18 protein-coding genes are annotated in these 20,050 nt (G+C 34.4%); 12 read left to right on the top strand and 6 right to left on the bottom strand.

All coding sequences use genetic code 11. The annotated features are described in order from the left end of the window. Nucleotides 1–33 precede the first annotated feature (33 nt). The 12 genes from EG348_RS05525 to serS all read left to right on the top strand — a co-directional run bounded on the left by EG348_RS05525 (nucleotide 34) and on the right by serS (nucleotide 15,269). Complete coding sequence (locus EG348_RS05525) at nucleotides 34–7,137, top strand: SpvB/TcaC N-terminal domain-containing protein (RefSeq protein WP_228414836.1); 7,104 nt, start codon at nucleotides 34–36, stop codon at nucleotides 7,135–7,137. A 6-nt stretch (nucleotides 7,138–7,143) separates the two neighbouring features. Next, on the top strand, nucleotides 7,144–7,626 hold the full coding sequence (locus EG348_RS05520) for a hypothetical protein (protein ID WP_123981391.1): 483 nt from the start codon (nucleotides 7,144–7,146) through the stop codon (nucleotides 7,624–7,626). Between the two features lie 178 nt (nucleotides 7,627–7,804). Continuing rightward, nucleotides 7,805–8,473 carry a hypothetical protein gene (locus EG348_RS05515; protein WP_123981389.1) on the top strand — a complete coding sequence of 223 codons (669 nt, stop codon included), beginning with the start codon at nucleotides 7,805–7,807 and terminating at the stop codon, nucleotides 8,471–8,473. Next, a complete protein-coding gene (locus EG348_RS05510; RefSeq protein ID WP_123981387.1) occupies nucleotides 8,473–8,802 on the top strand; it encodes a hypothetical protein in 330 nt (109 codons plus the stop codon). Before EG348_RS05515 ends, EG348_RS05510 begins: the two co-directional genes overlap by 1 nt. After that, a complete protein-coding gene (locus tag EG348_RS21635) occupies nucleotides 8,802–8,963 on the top strand; it encodes a hypothetical protein (RefSeq protein WP_164463256.1) in 162 nt (53 codons plus the stop codon). The genes EG348_RS05510 and EG348_RS21635 overlap by 1 nt, the downstream gene beginning before the upstream one ends. A 30-nt stretch (nucleotides 8,964–8,993) precedes the next feature. After that, a complete protein-coding gene (locus tag EG348_RS05505; protein WP_164463255.1) occupies nucleotides 8,994–9,386 on the top strand; it encodes a hypothetical protein in 393 nt (130 codons plus the stop codon). Nucleotides 9,387–9,632: 246 nt separating this feature from the next. Further along, the gene (locus tag EG348_RS05500; protein WP_123981383.1) at nucleotides 9,633–10,451 is read left to right on the top strand and encodes an FkbM family methyltransferase; all 819 of its coding nucleotides are present in this window, start codon (nucleotides 9,633–9,635) and stop codon (nucleotides 10,449–10,451) included. A gap of 79 nt (nucleotides 10,452–10,530) precedes the next feature. After that, on the top strand, nucleotides 10,531–11,019 hold the full coding sequence (locus EG348_RS05495) for a hypothetical protein (protein ID WP_123981381.1): 489 nt from the start codon (nucleotides 10,531–10,533) through the stop codon (nucleotides 11,017–11,019). A gap of 6 nt (nucleotides 11,020–11,025) precedes the next feature. After that, nucleotides 11,026–12,162 carry a glycosyltransferase family 4 protein gene (locus EG348_RS05490; protein WP_123981379.1) on the top strand — a complete coding sequence of 379 codons (1,137 nt, stop codon included), beginning with the start codon at nucleotides 11,026–11,028 and terminating at the stop codon, nucleotides 12,160–12,162. Beyond that, the gene (locus EG348_RS05485; RefSeq protein WP_123981377.1) at nucleotides 12,159–13,403 is read left to right on the top strand and encodes an oligosaccharide flippase family protein; all 1,245 of its coding nucleotides are present in this window, start codon (nucleotides 12,159–12,161) and stop codon (nucleotides 13,401–13,403) included. Before EG348_RS05490 ends, EG348_RS05485 begins: the two co-directional genes overlap by 4 nt. A gap of 27 nt (nucleotides 13,404–13,430) precedes the next feature. Beyond that, nucleotides 13,431–13,934: a hypothetical protein gene (locus tag EG348_RS05480; RefSeq protein ID WP_123981375.1), complete on the top strand. Its 504-nt coding sequence runs from the start codon at nucleotides 13,431–13,433 to the stop codon at nucleotides 13,932–13,934. A gap of 66 nt (nucleotides 13,935–14,000) precedes the next feature. Continuing rightward, nucleotides 14,001–15,269 (top strand): serine--tRNA ligase, encoded by a 1,269-nt coding sequence (gene serS, locus EG348_RS05475; RefSeq protein WP_123981373.1) that lies wholly within the window; start codon nucleotides 14,001–14,003, stop codon nucleotides 15,267–15,269. Between the two features lie 56 nt (nucleotides 15,270–15,325). On the opposite strand, the gene EG348_RS05470 is transcribed toward serS, so the two are convergent. The 6 genes from EG348_RS05470 to EG348_RS05445 all read right to left on the bottom strand — a co-directional run bounded on the left by EG348_RS05470 (nucleotide 15,326) and on the right by EG348_RS05445 (nucleotide 20,037). Further along, complete coding sequence (locus EG348_RS05470) at nucleotides 15,326–16,078, bottom strand: hypothetical protein (protein ID WP_123981371.1); 753 nt, start codon at nucleotides 16,076–16,078, stop codon at nucleotides 15,326–15,328. 14 nt (nucleotides 16,079–16,092) lie between these two features. Continuing rightward, nucleotides 16,093–16,860, bottom strand: a complete 768-nt coding sequence (locus EG348_RS05465; protein ID WP_123981369.1) for a sulfite exporter TauE/SafE family protein — start codon at nucleotides 16,858–16,860, stop codon at nucleotides 16,093–16,095. Continuing rightward, complete coding sequence (locus tag EG348_RS05460) at nucleotides 16,851–17,303, bottom strand: FixH family protein (protein ID WP_123981367.1); 453 nt, start codon at nucleotides 17,301–17,303, stop codon at nucleotides 16,851–16,853. The genes EG348_RS05465 and EG348_RS05460 overlap by 10 nt, the downstream gene beginning before the upstream one ends. 90 nt (nucleotides 17,304–17,393) lie before the next feature. Further along, a complete protein-coding gene (gene ccoG, locus EG348_RS05455) occupies nucleotides 17,394–18,848 on the bottom strand; it encodes a cytochrome c oxidase accessory protein CcoG (protein ID WP_123981365.1) in 1,455 nt (484 codons plus the stop codon). 99 nt (nucleotides 18,849–18,947) lie between these two features. Beyond that, entirely contained in the window at nucleotides 18,948–19,829 is an 882-nt protein-coding gene (locus EG348_RS05450; protein WP_123981363.1) for a cbb3-type cytochrome c oxidase N-terminal domain-containing protein, read from the bottom strand. A gap of 10 nt (nucleotides 19,830–19,839) precedes the next feature. Further along, nucleotides 19,840–20,037 (bottom strand): cbb3-type cytochrome c oxidase subunit 3, encoded by a 198-nt coding sequence (locus EG348_RS05445; protein WP_123981361.1) that lies wholly within the window; start codon nucleotides 20,035–20,037, stop codon nucleotides 19,840–19,842. Nucleotides 20,038–20,050 lie beyond the last annotated feature (13 nt).

The following is a 20,050-nucleotide window of genomic DNA, read 5'->3' as shown; positions in this document are numbered from 1 at the left end:
GATCTATTATCCATTAATTTAAGCACAGAGAATATGAAAATTTTCTATTCATTCATTATATCTTGTATCTCAGTATTAGGATATTCACAAACGATATTATATCAGTCAGAAAGTACATCAAGGACCGTTCAGGATCCACAGAGTGTGGTACTAACTCAAGGATTTCATGCTAAGTCCGATGTTTCCAATCCATTTATTGCCAAAGTAGGACCTTCGACAGAAAATCCGGGCGGAGGGCCTATTGATTCCGGAGCCGGAGCCGGTAATCCAACCGGAACTACCGAAACAACTGACAAGAAGTTTCATGATACAAAAGGAAATATTGAAGTCAACGGAGCGGGACAGTTACAATTTACGTTACCCATTGCTTTGCCTCCGGGAGTAAAAACTGTTGCTCCTCAAATGAATCTTGTGTATACCAGCGGGTCAGGAAACGGAATCGCAGGATATGGTTGGAATTTATCCGGAATCACTGCAATCTCAAGGATTGGGAAAAATATTTATAAAGATGGAGGAGTAAAGGGAATCCAGCTAGATTACTCAGATTATTACAGCTTTAATGGTCAAAGATTAATCCTAAAATCGGGGGAATATGGTAAAGATGGAGCAGAATATGTTACCGAAAAATATTCCAATGTCAAAATAAAATCCATAGGAACAATTGCAGGACAATTATGGCAAGGACCTGAATATTGGGAGGTGACTTTTGAAGATGGTTCTCAGGCTTGGTATGGCGGTACAGCTTCAGGAAATAGTGCCGCTAGAACTCCTGTGGAATACAATATTGTAAAGTGGAAAGATGCACATGGAAATTATATAACGTATAACTATACACAATCAGATAATGTTGCTGTAATTTCTTCTATCCAATGGGGTGGAAATGAAGTATTAAGTAAATCTAATTTTAATACAATTGAATTTAATTATTTTAATGAAAGAACTTTAAAAGAGATTAACTATTTAAACGGGATTGAATTTATTCAGAAGAAATTACTGAAAGAAATTAAAGTAAAGTCGAACGAAAATCAATTTAAAAGATATGCTGTAGAGTATGGTGATCATGGAACAAGCTACCAGTTGGTGAGTAAAATATTCGAATACAATGCTAATGATCAATCTGCGAATCCTATAACATTCGCATTTGAACCGAATCCAACAGGAAATGAAGAAACGTCTTATCCGTATAACATTACCAATTTCAACACCAAAAAATATGCTGATTTCAATATGGATGGAATCGCAGATTATATTGAATATGTCTCCGATGGAGTGATAAAATATAAAAATTCTGTATACTTAGATGTTGACCCTATTACATTACAATACGATTCATCGAAATTCACTTCTTCAGAGTTTGCAAAAGTAACAACTGTTACCTTTAAAAAGAACAATTTTGTTAAGAACAGTATTGGAATAGTCATCCCACATAAAATAACGACAGCAGATCCTAAGAAACCCAATTATGAATTTCAGGTATATTCGGTAGACATTTCAAATAGCAAACTAAATTTCGAATACTCAAAAGTAATTCCTTATAGTATATATAATCCGGGGGGGGAATTGAGCGGTGGTTCTGAATGTGTTGCATCAGTGCCACTCAATGTAAGTTATTTAGATAGTTATGACTATAACGGAGACGGAATTTCAGAGCTAATGATAGGATTTAGCAGAAGAAACCGATGCACAAGTCCTGCATATCTTAATACGATCTCTAATCTTAGCAATTCTGATACGACAGAGCCTGTTGATTCTCAATTACCTCACTTACAGCCTCAAATTAATTCCTCGAATGTAGAGTATGGAGATCATATTGTTTCTGGTATAGAGATAGAAGACCCAGATATTAACATTATACAACCTGGTGGAGGAACAATAGATTTTTTCACGTACTATTCATCATTTTTAATGGATATTGATGAAAATACAGACATTAATAACAGTACTTATAAATATGATGAAGGAGTAAATATTAATAATTCAGGGGATAATAATAAAAATAACCGGTTTGCTGATTTGAATGGAGATGGGATACAGGACATTATCCAAATAAAACCAGACGGAACGATTACAAATGCTTATAATTTTCGTAAACAACCTACCGGAAATTATGTGAAGGTAAGTATTGGGAACTTTTCAGGACAAATATTAAATGGCATAGTAGATGGTGCGTTATATGGAGATTTCAATGGAGACAGTAAAATGGATGTTTTGGTTCCGCAAGCCGATAAATCCTATAATTGGAATTTATATGTTTCGGATGGAAAGAAACTCAATCAATTTTACCTAAATAATTTTATTTTCTATTCTCGTAATCAAGAAAGTTTAACATCTGGCGTACATAATACTTCTTTTGAGGGTGGATGTGGCTATGGTATGAGCCGATATTTCCAATACAATGTAAGTGACCTTGATGGTGATGGGAAATCTGAAATCATAGTGGCTAACGTTCTTGTTTATGATCACGCATGGAATGCACACCGCAACCAGGAATGGACGAATGTGAGTGTGGCTGCTTATTCCGTCAATAAGCTTGTCGGGTCAACAGATAAAAGTATTGTTTATAATCCTATTATCAATGGTCCTTTTCCTTTTGGTACAAGTTCTCCTGAACCATATAATATAGAAAATACAAATTCAATTCAAACGAATAGTAATATAAACTTCTATAGAACGAAATATTGGTTGAAGGTATATAATGAAAAAGTAATCCCTTTCAGTATTTTAACCTTAAACAGAGATAATCAGCAAATAATTTTAACAGGAAAGCCTGTTGACTGTGTCGGTTCAGAATGTGATAAGAACTATGTGCTGCACTATAATTATCCTTATCTTCCATTAATTTCGAGAATCGTCAATATAAGACAAGGGGAAATATCAACCGATATTACGTATCGAGAGCTTAATCCTTATTTTAATACTTATCGGGCAGTTAAAAAAGAACAATTTCCATATTATGAATTAGACCGAGTTCCATTATCATCAGTGGTTGAGCGGCTTACCCAATGGCGTTCTAATAACATGCTTATTCAGGATTTCAAATATAGAGGTCTTCTTACCCACTTTCAGGGTAAGGGTATGATCGGTTTCCGCCAAACCGCCCGTTCCTCTTGGTATGCCAACGGTTTTGAAAATACAAAAATATGGGCTGGAGCAGAAATGGATCCACTGAATGAGGCAGTTCCAATCAAAGAATGGTCTATCAGAACCAATGATGAAAACAAAATATTCCCAACGGATATTTCAGAGAATAATACACAGCTATTGAGCTTTAAATCGACCAACTATCAAACCAATAAACTCTTAAACGGTCAGATAGTGTCTACTGTAGCTGATTTGGACAAACCGAAAATTGTCACGGCGATTCTTCCTGTTTCTACCAAAACAAAAGACTTTTTAACCAATAGTATTACCAATAATACACTTACATACGGAGACTATTATCTCCCGGCACAAAGCATATCCAATGTGAATAACGGATATGCCATAACGACTTCTACCTTTGAATATTTTCATAATCTATCAGGAACAGGGGCAGGTTATTTTGTAGGTCGTCCTAAGTCTAAAACAGATATGGTACAGGCTTATGGTGACACGAAATCCGCCAAAGAGGAATATGTTTATGAAGACAATCTTTTAAAAACACTAAAAACATGGAATCGTGATAATACAGGTTATTTACAGGAAACCTATAATTATGATGGATTTGGAAATATTACGGGAAAAATAATCAGCAACAGCATTGATTCTCAAACCCAGACCACAACAAGTAAATATGATTCAAAAGGACGATTTGTTGTTAAAAAAAGTGATAATTTAGGTCTTATCACAAACATTATCTATAATGATTGGGGGCTGATTGAGAAACAAACCGATCCTTTAGGAAATACACTCACTAACACTTATGATAACTGGGGTAAGCTCCTGAAATCTAAAACTAACCTTGGGGGTACTACCACCTACACGTACGAAAAAGATAGTCAATCCAATGTCATTCTTACCCAATATGATTCAGACGGTGATGTATCTAAAAAGTATACCAATACATTAGGACAAAATTATAAATCTTCAACAAAAGCTTTCGGACAAGGGCAATTTGTATCTCAGGAAACCCAATATGATGCAATAGGCAGAAAACTCAAAGAATCTGAGCCTTATTTTGAAGGGCAATCAGCCAATCAGTGGAATGTTATTGCTTATGACGATTCAGTATTTCCCGCTAAAGTAACCGCTACTTCATTTAGTGGGAAACAAATGGAAACTAATGTTTCAGGCAATATAACGACAGTAAAAGAGCTCAACGGATATGGGAGAACCAATTCCAAAACCACCGATGCCTTAGGAAACGTAGTTTCTAGCACAGATAAAGGGGGAACGATTCAATTCGCCTACAATGCAGCCGGAGAACAGATCAAAGCACAGTATGCAGAAAATATTGTCACTACAAAATACGATTCTTGGGGGAGGAAATCAGAATTCAATGATCCTTCCAACGGGTTATACAAATACGAATATGATGGATTTGGACAACCTAAGAAAATTATCAGTCCGAAAGGAACTAAAGAATTTGCCTATAATAACTTAGGACAGTTAATTTCCCAAAAGGAAATTTCAACAACAGATGGCGGACAGGCAACCAATAAAACGATTTCTTATGCTTACGATGATAAAGGTAGAGTAACATCAAAATCCGGAACATCTAAAGGGAAAGCATACAGTTCCAATGTGGTATACGATCCGCAGGGAAGAATGTTGTCTTCTTCAGAAAGTAGCAACGGAAAATACTTCATGCAGAAAGGTATCACTTATGACGATAAGGCGAGGGTAATTTCTTACGAAAAACAATTATATTCTTCCGGCACCCTTACTAAAGTTCAGGTAGAAAATGTCTACAGTGCCTGGAACGGAGAATTGTACCAGGTAAAAGATAAAAACTCAGGTAAGGTATTGTGGGAACTTCAGGAGACTAATGCTAAAGGTCAGGTGTTGAGAGCTAAATTAGGAGCTGCGAATATCAACAATACCTACGATGCCAACGGTTTCTTAACAAATGTCAACCATTCTTCCGCAGTAAAACCAAGCATTCTTCAACTCTCCTACTCATTTGATGCTGTTAAAAATGAACTCAAGAGCAGAACAACAGGAGGTGATTTTAATATTGTAGAATCATTTGATTATGACGATAACAACCGTTTGGTCAACTGGACGAATCCTGTAACGGGAATCAAACCATCCACCAACAGAAACGTTTATGACGTTAAAGGTAGAATCATGGAAAATGATCAGGTGGGAACAATGAAGTATGAAAACTCCACTAAAATCTACCAGCCAACAGGAATGACCCTGAACGCAGCAGGAACCCAGAATTATAACAATGATCTCATTCAAAGTATTGCTTACAATGAAAACAACGATCCGGTATTCATAGACGGAATGAAGGGCGATGTTGCTTTCCAATATGGCTTAACGAGCATGAGACAGAGAGTGACGTATGGAGGTAATTTTAGTATCGATGGAGACGGTAAATTTACCAAATTTTACAGTGAAGACGGAAGTTTTGAAGTTGTAAAAGATAATGTTACGGGAAAAGAGAAACACGTTTTATACATTGGAGGAAATCCTTATGAAAGCAACATTATTTATCTTAAAAATTATGATGAATCTACAGGATCGTATAAATTTTTACATAAAGACTATATAGGAAGTATTTTAGCAATAAGTGATGAAGCTGGAAATAAGCTTGAGCAGAGACATTTTGATGCATGGGGTAACTTCACTCACCTACAGATAAGTAACGGACCCATTATTACAGATAAAAATATAATTGATACTACTTCGTTATTAGTAGAAAGAGGCTACACAAGTCATGAACATTTTGCAGAAGTAGGCATCATACACATGAACGGAAGATTGTATGATCCGCTGTTAAGAAGATTCTTAAATGCCGATGAAAACATACAGGATCCTTATAATACTCAGATTTATAATAAATATGGGTACGTGATGAACAATCCGTTGATGTATAATGACCCGAGTGGGGAAATATTTGGATTGATACCTTTGGTATCCGCTATGGTTGTTGGAGCTATCATAGGAGTGGCAAGCTATGTAATGGTAAATTTGATGACCGGGCAAAGCATTACCTTTTTAGGTCTGCTCAAATCTACCTTTTTTGGGGCGGTCTCGGGGGCGGTTACTTTTGGGATAGGAAGTATTTTTACTTCCGGAGCGGGTACTGCTGCTGTAGCTGCTACCCATTTTGCAGATCAGCTGGGAACGATGGGAACGGCTTTTGTCCAGGCAGGTCTACATGCCGTAGCACAAGGCACTTTATCTTTAGTGCAGGGCGGTAGTTTTGGTCAGGCATTTGTTTCAGGAGCATTGGGGAGTTTAGGTGCTTCGGCTTTTGGGGTGGCTGCTAAAGAAGCTGCCAATACTGCGCTGGGAACCATTGCTTTTGGGTCTTTGGCAGGTGGTTTTGGATCAGCGCTTACAGGAGGAAACTTCTGGCAAGGTGCTTTGATTGGAGGGGTTGTTGCAGGTTTAAACCACGTGATGCACATGGATGACATGCAGACAACTGATAATGACGATGAATTTAGGAGAAATGCAGATGGTACTATTACAGCAACAGGAGGAAAAAAGGGAGGTGATACAACCGATTATTTATATGATGTAAAAGGAAAATTAATCGGAAGTAAATCTGTAACTGTTCTTGAAGCTGGGGATAATATGAGTGCTGATTATTCTATCTACGGCTTAAGACTCCATACGGAAGGAACGGGTCTTTCAGTAAGTGAGGGTTTGGGTGCAGCAGCACTTGAATTTAGTGGTGTTTCTTTGTTAAAAGGACTAGGGGTAGGAGCGAAATATTTATTATCAAGAACCTATAATAATATATTTAAATTACACCCACGACTGACAACACCAAGTATTCGAGGATTTGGACATGGTCAATTTGATGCAGCACATAGAGGAACTGCTTTTGTTCAAAAAGAAATTTTCCGAAAAGGAACTTTCGGAATAAAAAATTATAATACAGTTTATTTTAACCATACAATAGGAAATCAAACCTTTAGTACAGGTATTAATCCGTGGAAAAGGACAATTTTTCACCAAGGTCCGGGAGTGTTTAAATAAAAAGAAATGGAAAGTAAACTTTTATACGATTTGTATGTTTGCTCTTTGGTAAGAAGAGAAGAAATAATCAAATTCGTACAACAAAAATTATCGACTCATAAGGAAGAAATAGATTATTATGATGTAATTTATTCGGAAAATATAGAGAATAAAGAGTTCTTAAGTAAGCTTAGTCTTATTTGCAATAATATTCTTTTAGGCGGAGAACTGAAAAAAAAATATATTGCGATTATCACTCTCTTTTATAAGAAACAATCTAATGTGAATATTGAAGAATCTTTATATAATTTTTTTTTAGATAAAGACAGAGAGCTTTTAGATATAGATTTTGATTTTTGGAATTTTGTTTCAACAGATTGGGAACTTAAAAAAGATGGATTTTCTGGAATAAGTAATTCAAAAAAAATTATTGAAGAATATTTGAATAATAAATCAGGCTTAGAAACTCTATCAGAGTCTGAAATCCTTAATATAATCTCAGTATTATAAAATCATCCCCCGAAAATCTTCGGGGGGATATTTTTTACAGTGCAGCAATATTTTTAAATTTCAGAGCTTGTATAAAACCCTCTACGACAGAGAGCCGGTTTTTTATTTTCAGGATCGAGTTTTTCAATATCATTAAAATGGTTAAGCATTACTTCGTCTATGAAGTTCTTCTTTTGGGGTGGCTGCTAAAGAAGCTGCCAATACTGCGCTGGGAACCATTGCTTTTGGGTCTTTGGCAGGTGGTTTTGGATCAGCGCTTACAGGAGGAAACTTCTGGCAAGGTGCTTTAATTGGAGGGGTTGTTGCAGGTTTAAACCACTTGATGCACATGGATGACGGATCGGGGGATGGAGACGGTAATGGTGATCCACCAAGAAAGAAGTATAAATTTAAAGACGCAAAAGCAAGGTGGCAATCTAGAAAAGGTGGAACTGTAGATGTAGATGCAAGTACGATAGATTGGTCAAATTCCGATTTAAAGCAACCAGTAGGTAATGGCACATATAGAGTACGATTAGATGGAAGAAATCAAGCAAATACTGATGATGCTTTAGTTCATGGTACTGTAACTATTGAACCTGTGACTGGGAAACCAGGGTATTATCAAATGGCAATGGATGGGGAAACGGGATGTAGATGTGGAAGATATGACTTTGAAATGAAAAATAATGAATGGCTCTCTGTCGATGGCTTCAAAAGAAATATAGCTACTTTCGGAGGTCAGGTTCTTAATGGGATGAATATATATAGTTCCCCAAAAGGAATGTTAATGATTCCTACAGCAACATATGTTGGAGGAAGTCCTTTTACCATAAGATATAAGGGAATGTTTAAAATAGGTAAATAATGAAAAAGATATTCACATACTATATATTCCTGTTATTTCTTTATTCTTGTAATAAAGATACACTGATCAAAAATAATTTAGAAAAAACAAGTAGTGATTATTTTACTAAACATAAAATAGACACGACAGAATTTAAATCAATATATTATATTAGGTCTAAATCTAATGATACGGTGCTGCATAAACACTATGTTTTAAAATATTATAGATTAATTAATAAGGATAGTGTTATTATTTGGTTTTCTAGAGATGACGAAGCAGAGTATTTTATTGATATAAATGATGAATTTTATAAATATTATATTCACAATAAAAATGGTTGGGAATAATGCCATTTCTGGTTAATACTGGAGGAAACTTCTGGCAGGGTGCTTTGATTGGTGGCGTTGTTGCAAGAAATACATTTACTGCAGCAGCCGGATTATTACATATTCGAAATCCTTCAGCGATATTTAATGGGGGGCATTATATATGGGCCGAGACCTTTTAATATCCAATATACTAATATTATTAAAATCAAATGAGAATAATATCAATATTATTGCTATTCGTATTATTTTCGTGTAGCAATGAACCGCAAACAGAATCTGAAATATTCAGACTATCAAAAGAAGAGATGTTTAAATATCTTAAACAGAATGATTTAGTAAAGGATTCTTCGGAAATTAAAAGAATTACTCAAAAACTAGAATATCCTGAAAGAGATATAGACCTAATAGAAATTAAGTACTATATAAAAAACGAATCTGATTATATCTGGATAATTCATGCTTATCTTGAAGAATATTTAGAAGATGAAACACTTTTTATTAAGCTGAGTCCTAAGTTGAAAGATATTATTGTTAAAGAGGAAAGCAGAAGAAAAGTTCCTAAGTATGATAGAGTTTGGGCAAATGGTATTTATGAATATTAACTATAGGATTTGTTGCCGGATTGAACCACATGACGCATAAAATGGATGGACATTTTCAACTCCCCCCGCTGCGCAAAGTCTGTGACTTTGAGCTATCACATAGAAAGAACCGTTACGATATCGTAGCGGTTCTCTACATATTACAATTAAAATACAGTTGAAGACTTAAGAAAATACGAATCAAAGATTCTTGAGTTTTTTGTTTTTAATTCAAAATTGTATCTTGCAAGAACATAGAAAATCAATATGAGAAGTATTCTGGCTTCATTTTTTAGATTTATTTTAAGCTTTAATTTTTTCAGGCAGAAATATTTTGCGTTCCATAAATATATTTTTAAGCCTTATCATCTTTTTCGAAATGTAAAAAAGACAATCGTTTATAGAAATTCTATCAAGCTCAATATTAATCTTGATGATTGGATTCAACAACAAATTTACTTCTTGGGAGAGTATGAAAAAGATGAAATCGATTTTTTATATAAAACGTTAAAAGAAGGCGATACTTTTATTGACATTGGAGGAAATATTGGATTGTTTTCACTTAATGCATCCAAAATTATTAAAGATAAAGGCAAAATTTATTCATTTGAAGCTTTTCAACCGAATTATGATCAATTTAAGAATCATATTAGAATAAATGATTTTAAAAATATTATACTAGTGCATTTGGCAATTTCTGATCAGAAGGGTTTTATTGAGATTCTTTACAACGAAACCTATGATAATGTTGGGATGGCATCTTCTTATCTTCAGGAATACACATCAAAGGAAAAAGTTGAAAGTATTAGTCTGGATGATTATGTAAAAGAAAAGGAAATTTCGAATATTGATTTAATAAAAATAGACATCGAAGGAGCCGAATATTTAGCTTTAAAAGGGATGGAAAAGATATTAACTGACATCAGACCAAAAATCATAATAGAAATAAACAATATCGCCCTCAAAGCTTCAAACCGCAGCGAAAAAGAATTAATCCAATTACTCACAGAAAAAGGCTATACCAAAACAAAAGTACTCAGTCAAAACGAAAATTCTTATAACGCTGTTTTTGAGTTTATTCAATAATTCAGATAGATTGCAATAAGGTACAACTCTTAGTATTTGAAGAAAAAATCGTAATTTTATACTTTAAAAATCATCTAAAATGAAGATTGAAGAATCAAGTATCGTAGAAGCTAACGACTATAGAGTTATTATATATCCGGCATCAAGACCTTTCACAACGAAGGAAGCAAAGACAGTTACTGAAAAATTGTATGATTTTCTGACAACTTGGGCTGCACATGGAAAACCGCTTTCATCATCTTTTAAGATCGAGAAAAATCAGTTTATCGTGGTTTGTGTGGATGAGGAGAAAGAAATGGCTTCCGGATGTAGTATCGATGCGCTGGGCAAGATCATGAGAGAGATTGATGAAAAGTATCAATTAGGTCTATTCGACAGAATGAAGGCTAGTTTTGTAGAAAATGGAGAGATTAAAACCTTAAAATTGATCGATTTTAAAACAAAATTGAGAAACGGGGAATTGTCTAGAGACATTGAGGTTTTTGATTTTTCAAAAAACACATATCTTGATTTCCTAGGTCATTTTCTTTTGCCGATCGATAAAAGCTGGGCTGCTTCTATAAAATAATTTCTATTGAAAATACTTTTTATTTCCTCATGGTTCCCGAACAAACTGGAGCCTACTAACGGTAATTTTGTGCAGCGTCACGCAGAAGCTGCTGCATTGTTACATGATGTGGAAATACTGCATACAATCGGAGATATCAACCAAAAAGAAGAATTTATTTTTGATGATAAAATAATAAATAGCATCAGAACATTGATTATTTATTATAAAAATTCCGCCAATCCGGTTCTGAATTTCTTCAGGCGAATGAAAGCCTACAAAATGGGATTTTCCAAGATGCAAAAGCCAGATTTGGTTCATGCCAGCGTTCTTCATAACAATATGCTGTTTGCTGTGTATTTGAAGAAAAAATATAAAATTCCATTTGTTGTTACAGAGCATTGGACGGCTTTACAGGAGCAAAATCTTGACAAAACTTCCAATAATATTAAACGAATTGCAAAGTATATCTCTAAAAATGCGGGTTATATTTTGCCCGTAAGTTATAACTTAAAAGACAGTTTAAAACAATTAGGAATTGAAACTCCAATGAAAGTAATTTCAAATGTTGTTGATACCGAACTTTTTACTGTTAAATCTAAAGCCGAAAAATCTGAAAGCAAATTTCTTCATGTATCAAGCTTAATTCCACGTAAAAGACCAAAAGATATCATTAATACTATTCATTTGTTACATCAAAACGGATTTAAGGTGAGTTTGGAAATAGGGGGCGATGGTGAAACTGAATCTTTGATCAATTTGGTTAAAGATTTGAATGCTGAAAATTATATAAAAGTTTTTGATGCAATTAGTTACGCTGAAGTTGCAGAAAAAATGCAAAATTCAGATTATTTCATCTTATTCAGTGAAAATGAAACTCAAGGTTGTGTAATTTTAGAGTCGTACGCCTGCGGAAAACCTGTGATCTCAACAAAGGTTGGAGGAGCTGCCGAGTTTATTATTGACGGTTTGGGAATCGGAATCGAAAAAAACAATACAGATCAACTTTACAGCGTTTTAGAAAAAATCTGTAAGCAGGAATATTCTTTTAAAAATGAATCTGAGATCAGACAATTCTCTGTAAACGGCTATTCAAGAGAGTCTATTGCGAAACAATTTACTGAGATTTATAATGAAGTTATTGCTAAAAACAAGCTGTCGTGAAAAGTCTGAAAGATTTTTTAAGAAGTTTTTTTAATAATAGTGGACATTACGTTTTCTTATCTTTCCTGATTGCCAAGATCTGCGGTTTCATCGGTTCTTTATTGATTATCAGGCTGCTTCCTGAAAACGAATTCGGAGTATTGAGTATCGTTCTCTCGGTTTTGACGATTTTTTTGCCATTTACAGGTTTTGGAAGCGGTCAGAGTTTAATGAGATTCGGTTCTATTTCATCTGACGAAAATGAAAAGCTCAAAATATCATCCTATTTTTTTTTCAAAGGAATTTTATTTGAAATTATATTAATTATCTTGTTTTTAGGAGCTTCAATATTCTATTTTAATAAATATGAAGACATTTTTCTCATTTTTGTTTTTTGCGCAATAAGACTCGGAGGATATTATTTTGTCAATCATATTCAGGCTTTTTATAGAATTACAGGGAAGAACCAAACGTTTGCAAGAATCAATAATGTTGTCAATATTGGAGGATTACTATTAATATTTATCTGCACTTATTTTTTTAAATTCTACGGATATCTTATTGCGATTACGATTACGCCTTATTTAGCCTTGTTTTGGCTTAAAAAAGATATTTATTTATCCCGAAAATTTATCCCGAAAAATTATAAAGAAATGTGGCGTTACGGAGCATTTACGGCTGCAACATCGCTTATTTCTGAGACATTGTTTTCTTTAGATATTCTGCTGCTCGGGTTTTTAATGAATGAAACTGCCGTTGCCAATTACAGAGTGGCGATTTTAATTCCTTCCAATATTACATTTCTGGCGGTGAGTTTTTTACAGAGTGATTTTCCGATACTTTCAAAAAATTATAGGAATAAGAAATTTCTCAGCTCGTATGTTGTCAATTTTCATAAAATATTTTTACCGATCTGTGCAGGAATATTTATTTTCTTTTTCTTTTTTGATGAATATATTCTACAGTTTTTTTTCGGGAAAGCGTATGTTGAAAATGGAACTTTATTAATGATTTTACTCATAGGTTTTAATGTTGGGATGCTTACCCGAAACCTTTACGGCAATTTACTGCCCGCAGTAGGAAAAATCGAGATCAATACGTGGATTAGCGTGGCTTCACTTCTTATTTTATACGGAATATCCTCTCTTTTAATTCCGACGTACGGAGTTGTTGGGATGGGAATTGCGATGACTTCTACGTTACTTATTTCAGGATTTTCTTACATGGTATTTTTCTTATTATACCTGCGGAAACTTTCTTAATTACAAATCTTTATTATCTTTGTTGAAATGAAAAATGTTATTTTCGGAATATTGGTCGTATTTTTTGCACTTCTAAGTTGTAGAGGTGGTGAAGATGATATTCAAAAAATAGATCAAATATTAAATATTTACATGAAAAATAGTTCTGGAAGGGACTTATTTCATAATAAGAAAGATAGTTCTGTCTACACCTATTCAATGAACGATAATTTTGGGGATTCGGATACTGCACCGGTAACCAGTTCACTCAAAATGACTTCTGATTCGCTTTTTTATATTGAATATATTGCAGGAGCAAAAAGAATAGGGCTGGACACTTTAGATCCAAATAATAAAACGTATCATTCGGTTATCACTGTTTCGCTAAGAAAATCAGTAAATAATATACCGATAGATACGATTCAGGAAAAATTAGAGATTCAATACCGTTCGACTCCTACTGTTTTTGAAGTTTCGAAAGTATATTATAATGATACCTTAAGATTTACGAAACAACCAAATGTTCCAAACGTAGTTACGATCATAAAATAATTTTTAAATTTGCACAACTGTTAGATAATCTATGTCTAACATTCTAATAACTAACATCTAAATACAATGTTACAAGTCAATTTTTTGCGCGACAATAAAGAACGCGTTTTAGAAGGTCTGAAAAAAAGACAATTCAAAAATCTTGAGTTGGTAGATGATGCTATTGCTACTGACGACGAAAGAAAGAAAATCCAATTTGAATTAGATTCTCAACTTTCAGAAATCAACAAGATCTCCAAAGAGATTGGATTATTGATGAAAGAAGGTAAAAAAGAAGAAGCAGAATCTGCAAAATCTAAAACAGCACAATACAAAGAGTCGAGCTCAGAATTGAAATCTCAGTTAGAAATCAAAGAAAAGGCTTTATTAGATATTTTATACCAACTTCCGAACATTCCGAATGAATTGGTAAAAAGCGGAGCGTCTGCAGATGATAACGAAATTATTTATCAATCTCACGATGTAGAAGGTCTTGGTGAAGGAGCAATTCCTCACTGGGAACTGGCTAAAAAATATAATTTGATCGATTTTGAATTAGGCGTTAAAATTGCCGGTGCCGGTTTCCCTGTTTATTTAGGAAAAGGGGCGAGGTTGCAGAGAGCTTTGGTTCAATATTTCTTAGATAAAAATGTTGAGAAGGGATATTTGGAAGTTAATCCGCCTCACGTTGTAAATGAAGCTTCAGGATACGGAACAGGCCAGTTGCCAGATAAAGAAGGGCAGATGTACTATATTCAAGCGGATGATTTATATTTAATCCCGACAGCGGAAGTTCCGGTTACGAATTTGTATCGTGATGTTTTGTTGGAAGAAAAAGATCTTCCGATTAAAAATACAGCATTTTCTCAATGTTACAGAAGAGAAGCGGGAAGTTATGGGGCTCACGTAAGAGGTCTGAACCGTCTTCACCAATTCGAAAAAGTAGAAATTGTAAGACTTGAAAAACCTGAAAATTCTTATGCTGTTTTGGAAGAAATGGTTGAGCATATCAAAGAGATCTTAACGGATCTTGAACTTCCTTACAGAGTGTTGAGACTTTGTGGTGGAGATACAGGTTTTGCGTCTGCAATGACTTACGATTTTGAAGTTTGGAGTGCTGCTCAGGAAATGTGGCTTGAAGTAAGTTCAGTTTCTAATTTTGAAACTTTTCAGGCGAATCGTTTGAAATGTCGTTACAAAACGGATGGTAAATCTCAATTAGTTCACACTTTAAATGGTTCTGCAATGGCTTTACCAAGAATTATGGCTGCTTTGCTTGAGAATAATCAAACTGAAGAAGGTATTAAGCTTCCTAAAAAGGTTGCCGAATATGCAAGATTTGATGTAATTAATTAAACTGACATAGTTTTAATCTAAAATAAAAAACCACCGAAATTTTCGGTGGTTTTGTTTTATTCGGTAACGATGATTATTTTTTTGTCTTCGTTTTGGAGTTTTTCGCCTTTATCAAACATCGATTTTAGGTCATATTCTATTTTTACAGAATGATCGTCAACTTTTTTCAGCCAATCGTGTTTTCCTGTAATTGATTTTATTTTGCCTTCAAATTTTAAAGTAGTTTCAATTTTTTTGAAAAACATCATCATCATTCCTTCAATTTTTCCGTCGTCTCCTTCTTTAGATTGTCCGTCCGGAGATTGTTTTGATAGTGCTTCCTTAAGGCTTTTTAGATTAAAATTATTCGTATCGATCGTCAAGGTTTTACCGTCCCAAATGTTATAAATATTTTGTTCTAAAGGAAGTGTTTCCTGTTTGGTGAAATTATTTAAAGCTTTGTAATCAGTTTGTGTGAAATGGTCTAATTTTAATGAAAAACCTACAGGATCATTATTTTCTCGGGTAGATTTCATGAAAATTTTCTTCATGATTCGTAAAGAGTCGGGATCTTTTGTATTTTTTCCTTCCTTTTTTTCTAGTTCATAAATGCTCGTCCATGTCGTGGGAAGTTTATCCATATCTCCAAACTCTTTTTTGTTTTGTAGAGAATCGGGAGTCATGGCTTTCATTTCTTTGATGAATTCCTTCATATCAATATCAGTCAGCATAGTTGATGCCGCATCTTTATGATAAACGATTTCAGAATTGATCGTGCAAGACTGCAGTACAAAAAGACTGATTAAAAGTAAAAATAGAGTTTGTCTCATGGTTTTAGTTATAATTAATGACAGTTTACTGTGTTGTGCTGATGGGTGCTGTGATCTCCGGGTAAATGGCAATCGCCCTGATTATCTTTGGAAATGGTCATTGCTTCGGCTCTTGGTGAAATGTAAGGTATTCCTAATTCCAGACCTCTTACGATAAATAATCCTCCTAAAACAATCATCACTACAGGAATTACTTTTAAAACCTTCACTCTAAAAGCCTGATTCATCAAGTTTCCGACAAGAACTACCGCAAACATGAATGGAAGTGTTCCCAAGCCAAATAAAGCCATATATGACGCTCCTTGCCATATTCCTCCGCTTGCCAAGCTTGCTGTAAGAGCCATATAAACCATTCCGCAAGGTAAAAAGCCATTAAGGATCCCTGTTGTAAATCTTGAGCGATAATCTGCTTTTTGTAGCAATCTTCCTAAATTGGATTTAACTTTAAATAAAAATTTAGAAAAGAAAGGAATTTTCGAAGCAAAATCTTTTCCTCCAAAAGAAAATATCGCCATTACGATCAATAAAATACCGACGGCTATTGTTAAATATTGTTGAAAACCGGCCATCTCAAAACCTTGTCCAATAATTCCTAAAACCGCTCCCAGAAGAGCATAGGTGGAAATTCTTCCAAATTGGTATGTCAAATTTTGAAGATAATAATTGGTAGCCTGCTTTTTTGTTAATCCCATCGATAGGGCAATAGGTCCGCACATTCCGATACAGTGAAATCCGGAAGCGAAACCTAAGCCGATAGCCGATAAAATAAGTGCTATTTCCATATCACATCATAATCCATTCTGTAGTCTGTTTTGTCTTTCGTCCACATCAATCTCAAAGTATAATTTCCTGGTTTTAATACTTTTCCCGGAATTAGAATAGATTGATTTGCATCCAGCTGTTCAGATTTTTTGATGTCTAAATTCTGGTCATCGGTTCTGTTTAAAACAAATTTTACCGTTGTGTTAGAATTATCATAATCTTTCGGGAAAACTATTTTAATTCCGTTTGTATCTTGTTTATATGTAGGTTTTTCCTGTAAGTCGTCAGCTTTTTTCTTCGCATCAATTACATCCTGGTATTTTAATTCTTCTTCATAATAATTATCGGTTACCATTTCAGAGTTTTTCTGCCCGTTCGGGAAAAGAAATAACATCGATAAAATAAAAACTATGAATGCAAATAATGCAATTACAACACCGTGTCCCCAACTAAAGTTTTTCATTATGTAAATTTTATTATTTTTTAAAGGTCATCTGAAATTATGTTCTCATTTTGTGTTTATTCCAAATGAGGGCTATTTCATTGTTAAAATTTAAAACTGTAACTTAAATGGTCCTTCAAAATAGGTTTGATAAGAATCGATCAATTTTCCTTTCATATCATACACTCCGATCGTGATGTTTTGTTTTGAAAGTTTCATATCATTTTCCGGGAAACTGATATTGATCGTTCCTTTTGACATTTTATCTCTGTCTACAGTAATTTTGCTTGATGCACTGTAGATGATTTCGCCATGTTTTGGTTCGATTACTTTTATCGTTACAATTTTCTTATCGTTAGTTTTATTTAAGAAAGTATAATTATAAGTATTGGTAATTTTTCCGTCTCTTACAAAGAATGTGCTACCTGCAGGCTTGATGAATTTGGCTTCCATCTCTCCACGGTTGTAAAGTAAAAACCCTAAGAAACCAACCAATAAAGCGAGAACGACCGCAAAGCCTTTCATTCTTCCAGTAAATTTAAATTCTGTTCCTTGCTCAATTTCGTTTTCAGAAGCATATCTGATCAATCCTCTTGGAAGACCAACTTTATCCATTACTTCATCACAGGCATCGATACAAGCTGTACAGTTGATACATTCCAACTGTTGCCCGTCTCTGATGTCGATTCCTGTAGGGCAAACGACAACGCATTGATGACAGTCGATACAGTCTCCTTTTCCGGCAGCTTTTCTGTCTTCACCTTTTCTCCATTTAGATCTGTTTTCTCCACGGTTAAAATCGTAGAAAACGTTGATCGTATCTTTATCAATTAAAACTCCCTGCAATCTTCCGTATGGACAAACCAACGTACAAACCTGTTCTCTGAACCACGCAAATACAAAGTAAAATGCTGAAGTAAAAAGAACCATTACAATGAAATTGGTAGGATGTGCAAACGGTCCTTCAGAGATAATTTTAAATATTTCCTGATACCCAACAATATACATAAGCATAAAGTGAGTGATGATTAGGGAAATAATCATGTAAACCGTCCATTTTAAGCTTCTTTTCCAAATCTTTTCGGTGTTCCACTCTTGTCTGTCAAGCTTCATTTGCCTGTTTCGGTCACCTTCAATAAGATATTCAATTTTACGGAAAATCGATTCCATAAAAATTGTCTGAGGGCATATCCACCCGCAGAAAATTCTTCCGAACGCAATCGTAAAAATGATGATAAATATTAAAGATGCGATGGCACCTAAAGTAAGAATGAAAAAGTCTTGTGGATAGAAAGGCTGTCCGATGATGTAAAACTCTCTATCAATAACGTTAAATAAAAAGAATGGATTACCATTGATCTTAATGAATGGCACTGCAAAATAAATAACCAATAGGGTATAGCTTACAAGATCTCTATAGTTGGTAAATTTACCTTTAGGCTTCCTCGGAAAGACCCATTTTCTTTTTCCGGATCGCTCCATTGTCCCTATAGAATCTCTGTAAGTCTCAGGGTCCAGAACCTGTCCCTGTCCGCCGCGTACTTCTGTTTCTTCTATTTCTGACATTTTGTAATATGTTTAAAAAAAGAAAAACATAATTCGTTACTATTTTTTAATCTAATAACAAATTATGTTTTTTCATATGTTTTAAAATTTAATTTTAAATTATTCTTTTTCCCAATGAGCTTCTGTTCCCTGAGGAGCTGCTCCACCCTGAGCTGGTGTTACTGGCGGTTGCTCTTGATTGATGTGATATACATACGCTGCAATCTTCTCAATCTCGGCTCCGGAAACTTCACCGTTTTTACCGAATGCTCTCATCGCAGGATTAGTAGGAGAACCATTCCAGTCCATATGGAAAACGTTTTTAAATAAAGTTTTCTCTGGCTGGTTGATCCAGTAGTTATCCGTCAAGTTTGGACCGATACCACCACTACCATCTTCCTTGTGACATGACGCACAGTTGGTTTTGAAAAGCTCTTTACCATCTGCAATATTATCAGCAGAATATTTTGCTGTTTCAATAGTTACAGGAGGCTGACTTTTCTCGTATTCAGCGATACTTGCGATCTGCTCTTTATATTCTTTTTCATATTCACTTATTGGGTGAGCAAAATCAGTGAAAGAGTAAGCTGCAATATATACAATACAAAAAGCAGTCCCAAAATAGAATAAACCTACCCACCATTTTGGTAATTGGTTATCCAACTCCATGATCCCGTCGAAACCATGGTCAATAAGGATATCTTTTTCTTCTGTAGCAGATTGTTTCTTGAATGCACTTTCATACATTCTCTTTAAGAAAGGAACTTTCTTTTCTGCTAAATAAGCTGCTTTTTCTTCTGCAGATAGTTTTTTGAATTTATTATTTTCAATTAAATCTCCAATAGAACTGTGGATATAAGCCAAAATAGCACCTATCACAACAGTACCCCAGAAATATGGTGAAGCTAAAAACGAGTAGCTCTGTACAAACAAATAATAAAAAACTATTAAAAGTCCAATTATTATTAGAATGTTTACAACGACCGGTGTCCTTTGTTTCATAATAAATAGTTTAATTTTTTAAATTAAAATCGTCTTCATCATCCCCAAGTGGTGCCTCTTCTTCTTCTTTGTAATATTTTTTAGGTCTGCTAAAAACATATATTACTAAGGCTACGAAGAACATCATAAAGAATATCAGTGCCAATGTTTGATACAAGCCTGCATTTTCGGTATTGGATAATATGTCTTTAAAGTTCTGAGGAATCATGTTTGAACCTTTT

The sequence above is a fragment of the Chryseobacterium sp. G0201 genome (assembly GCF_003815655.1).
Lineage (GTDB): Bacteria > Bacteroidota > Bacteroidia > Flavobacteriales > Weeksellaceae > Chryseobacterium.
This window is presented reverse-complemented; position numbering and strand designations above follow the sequence as displayed.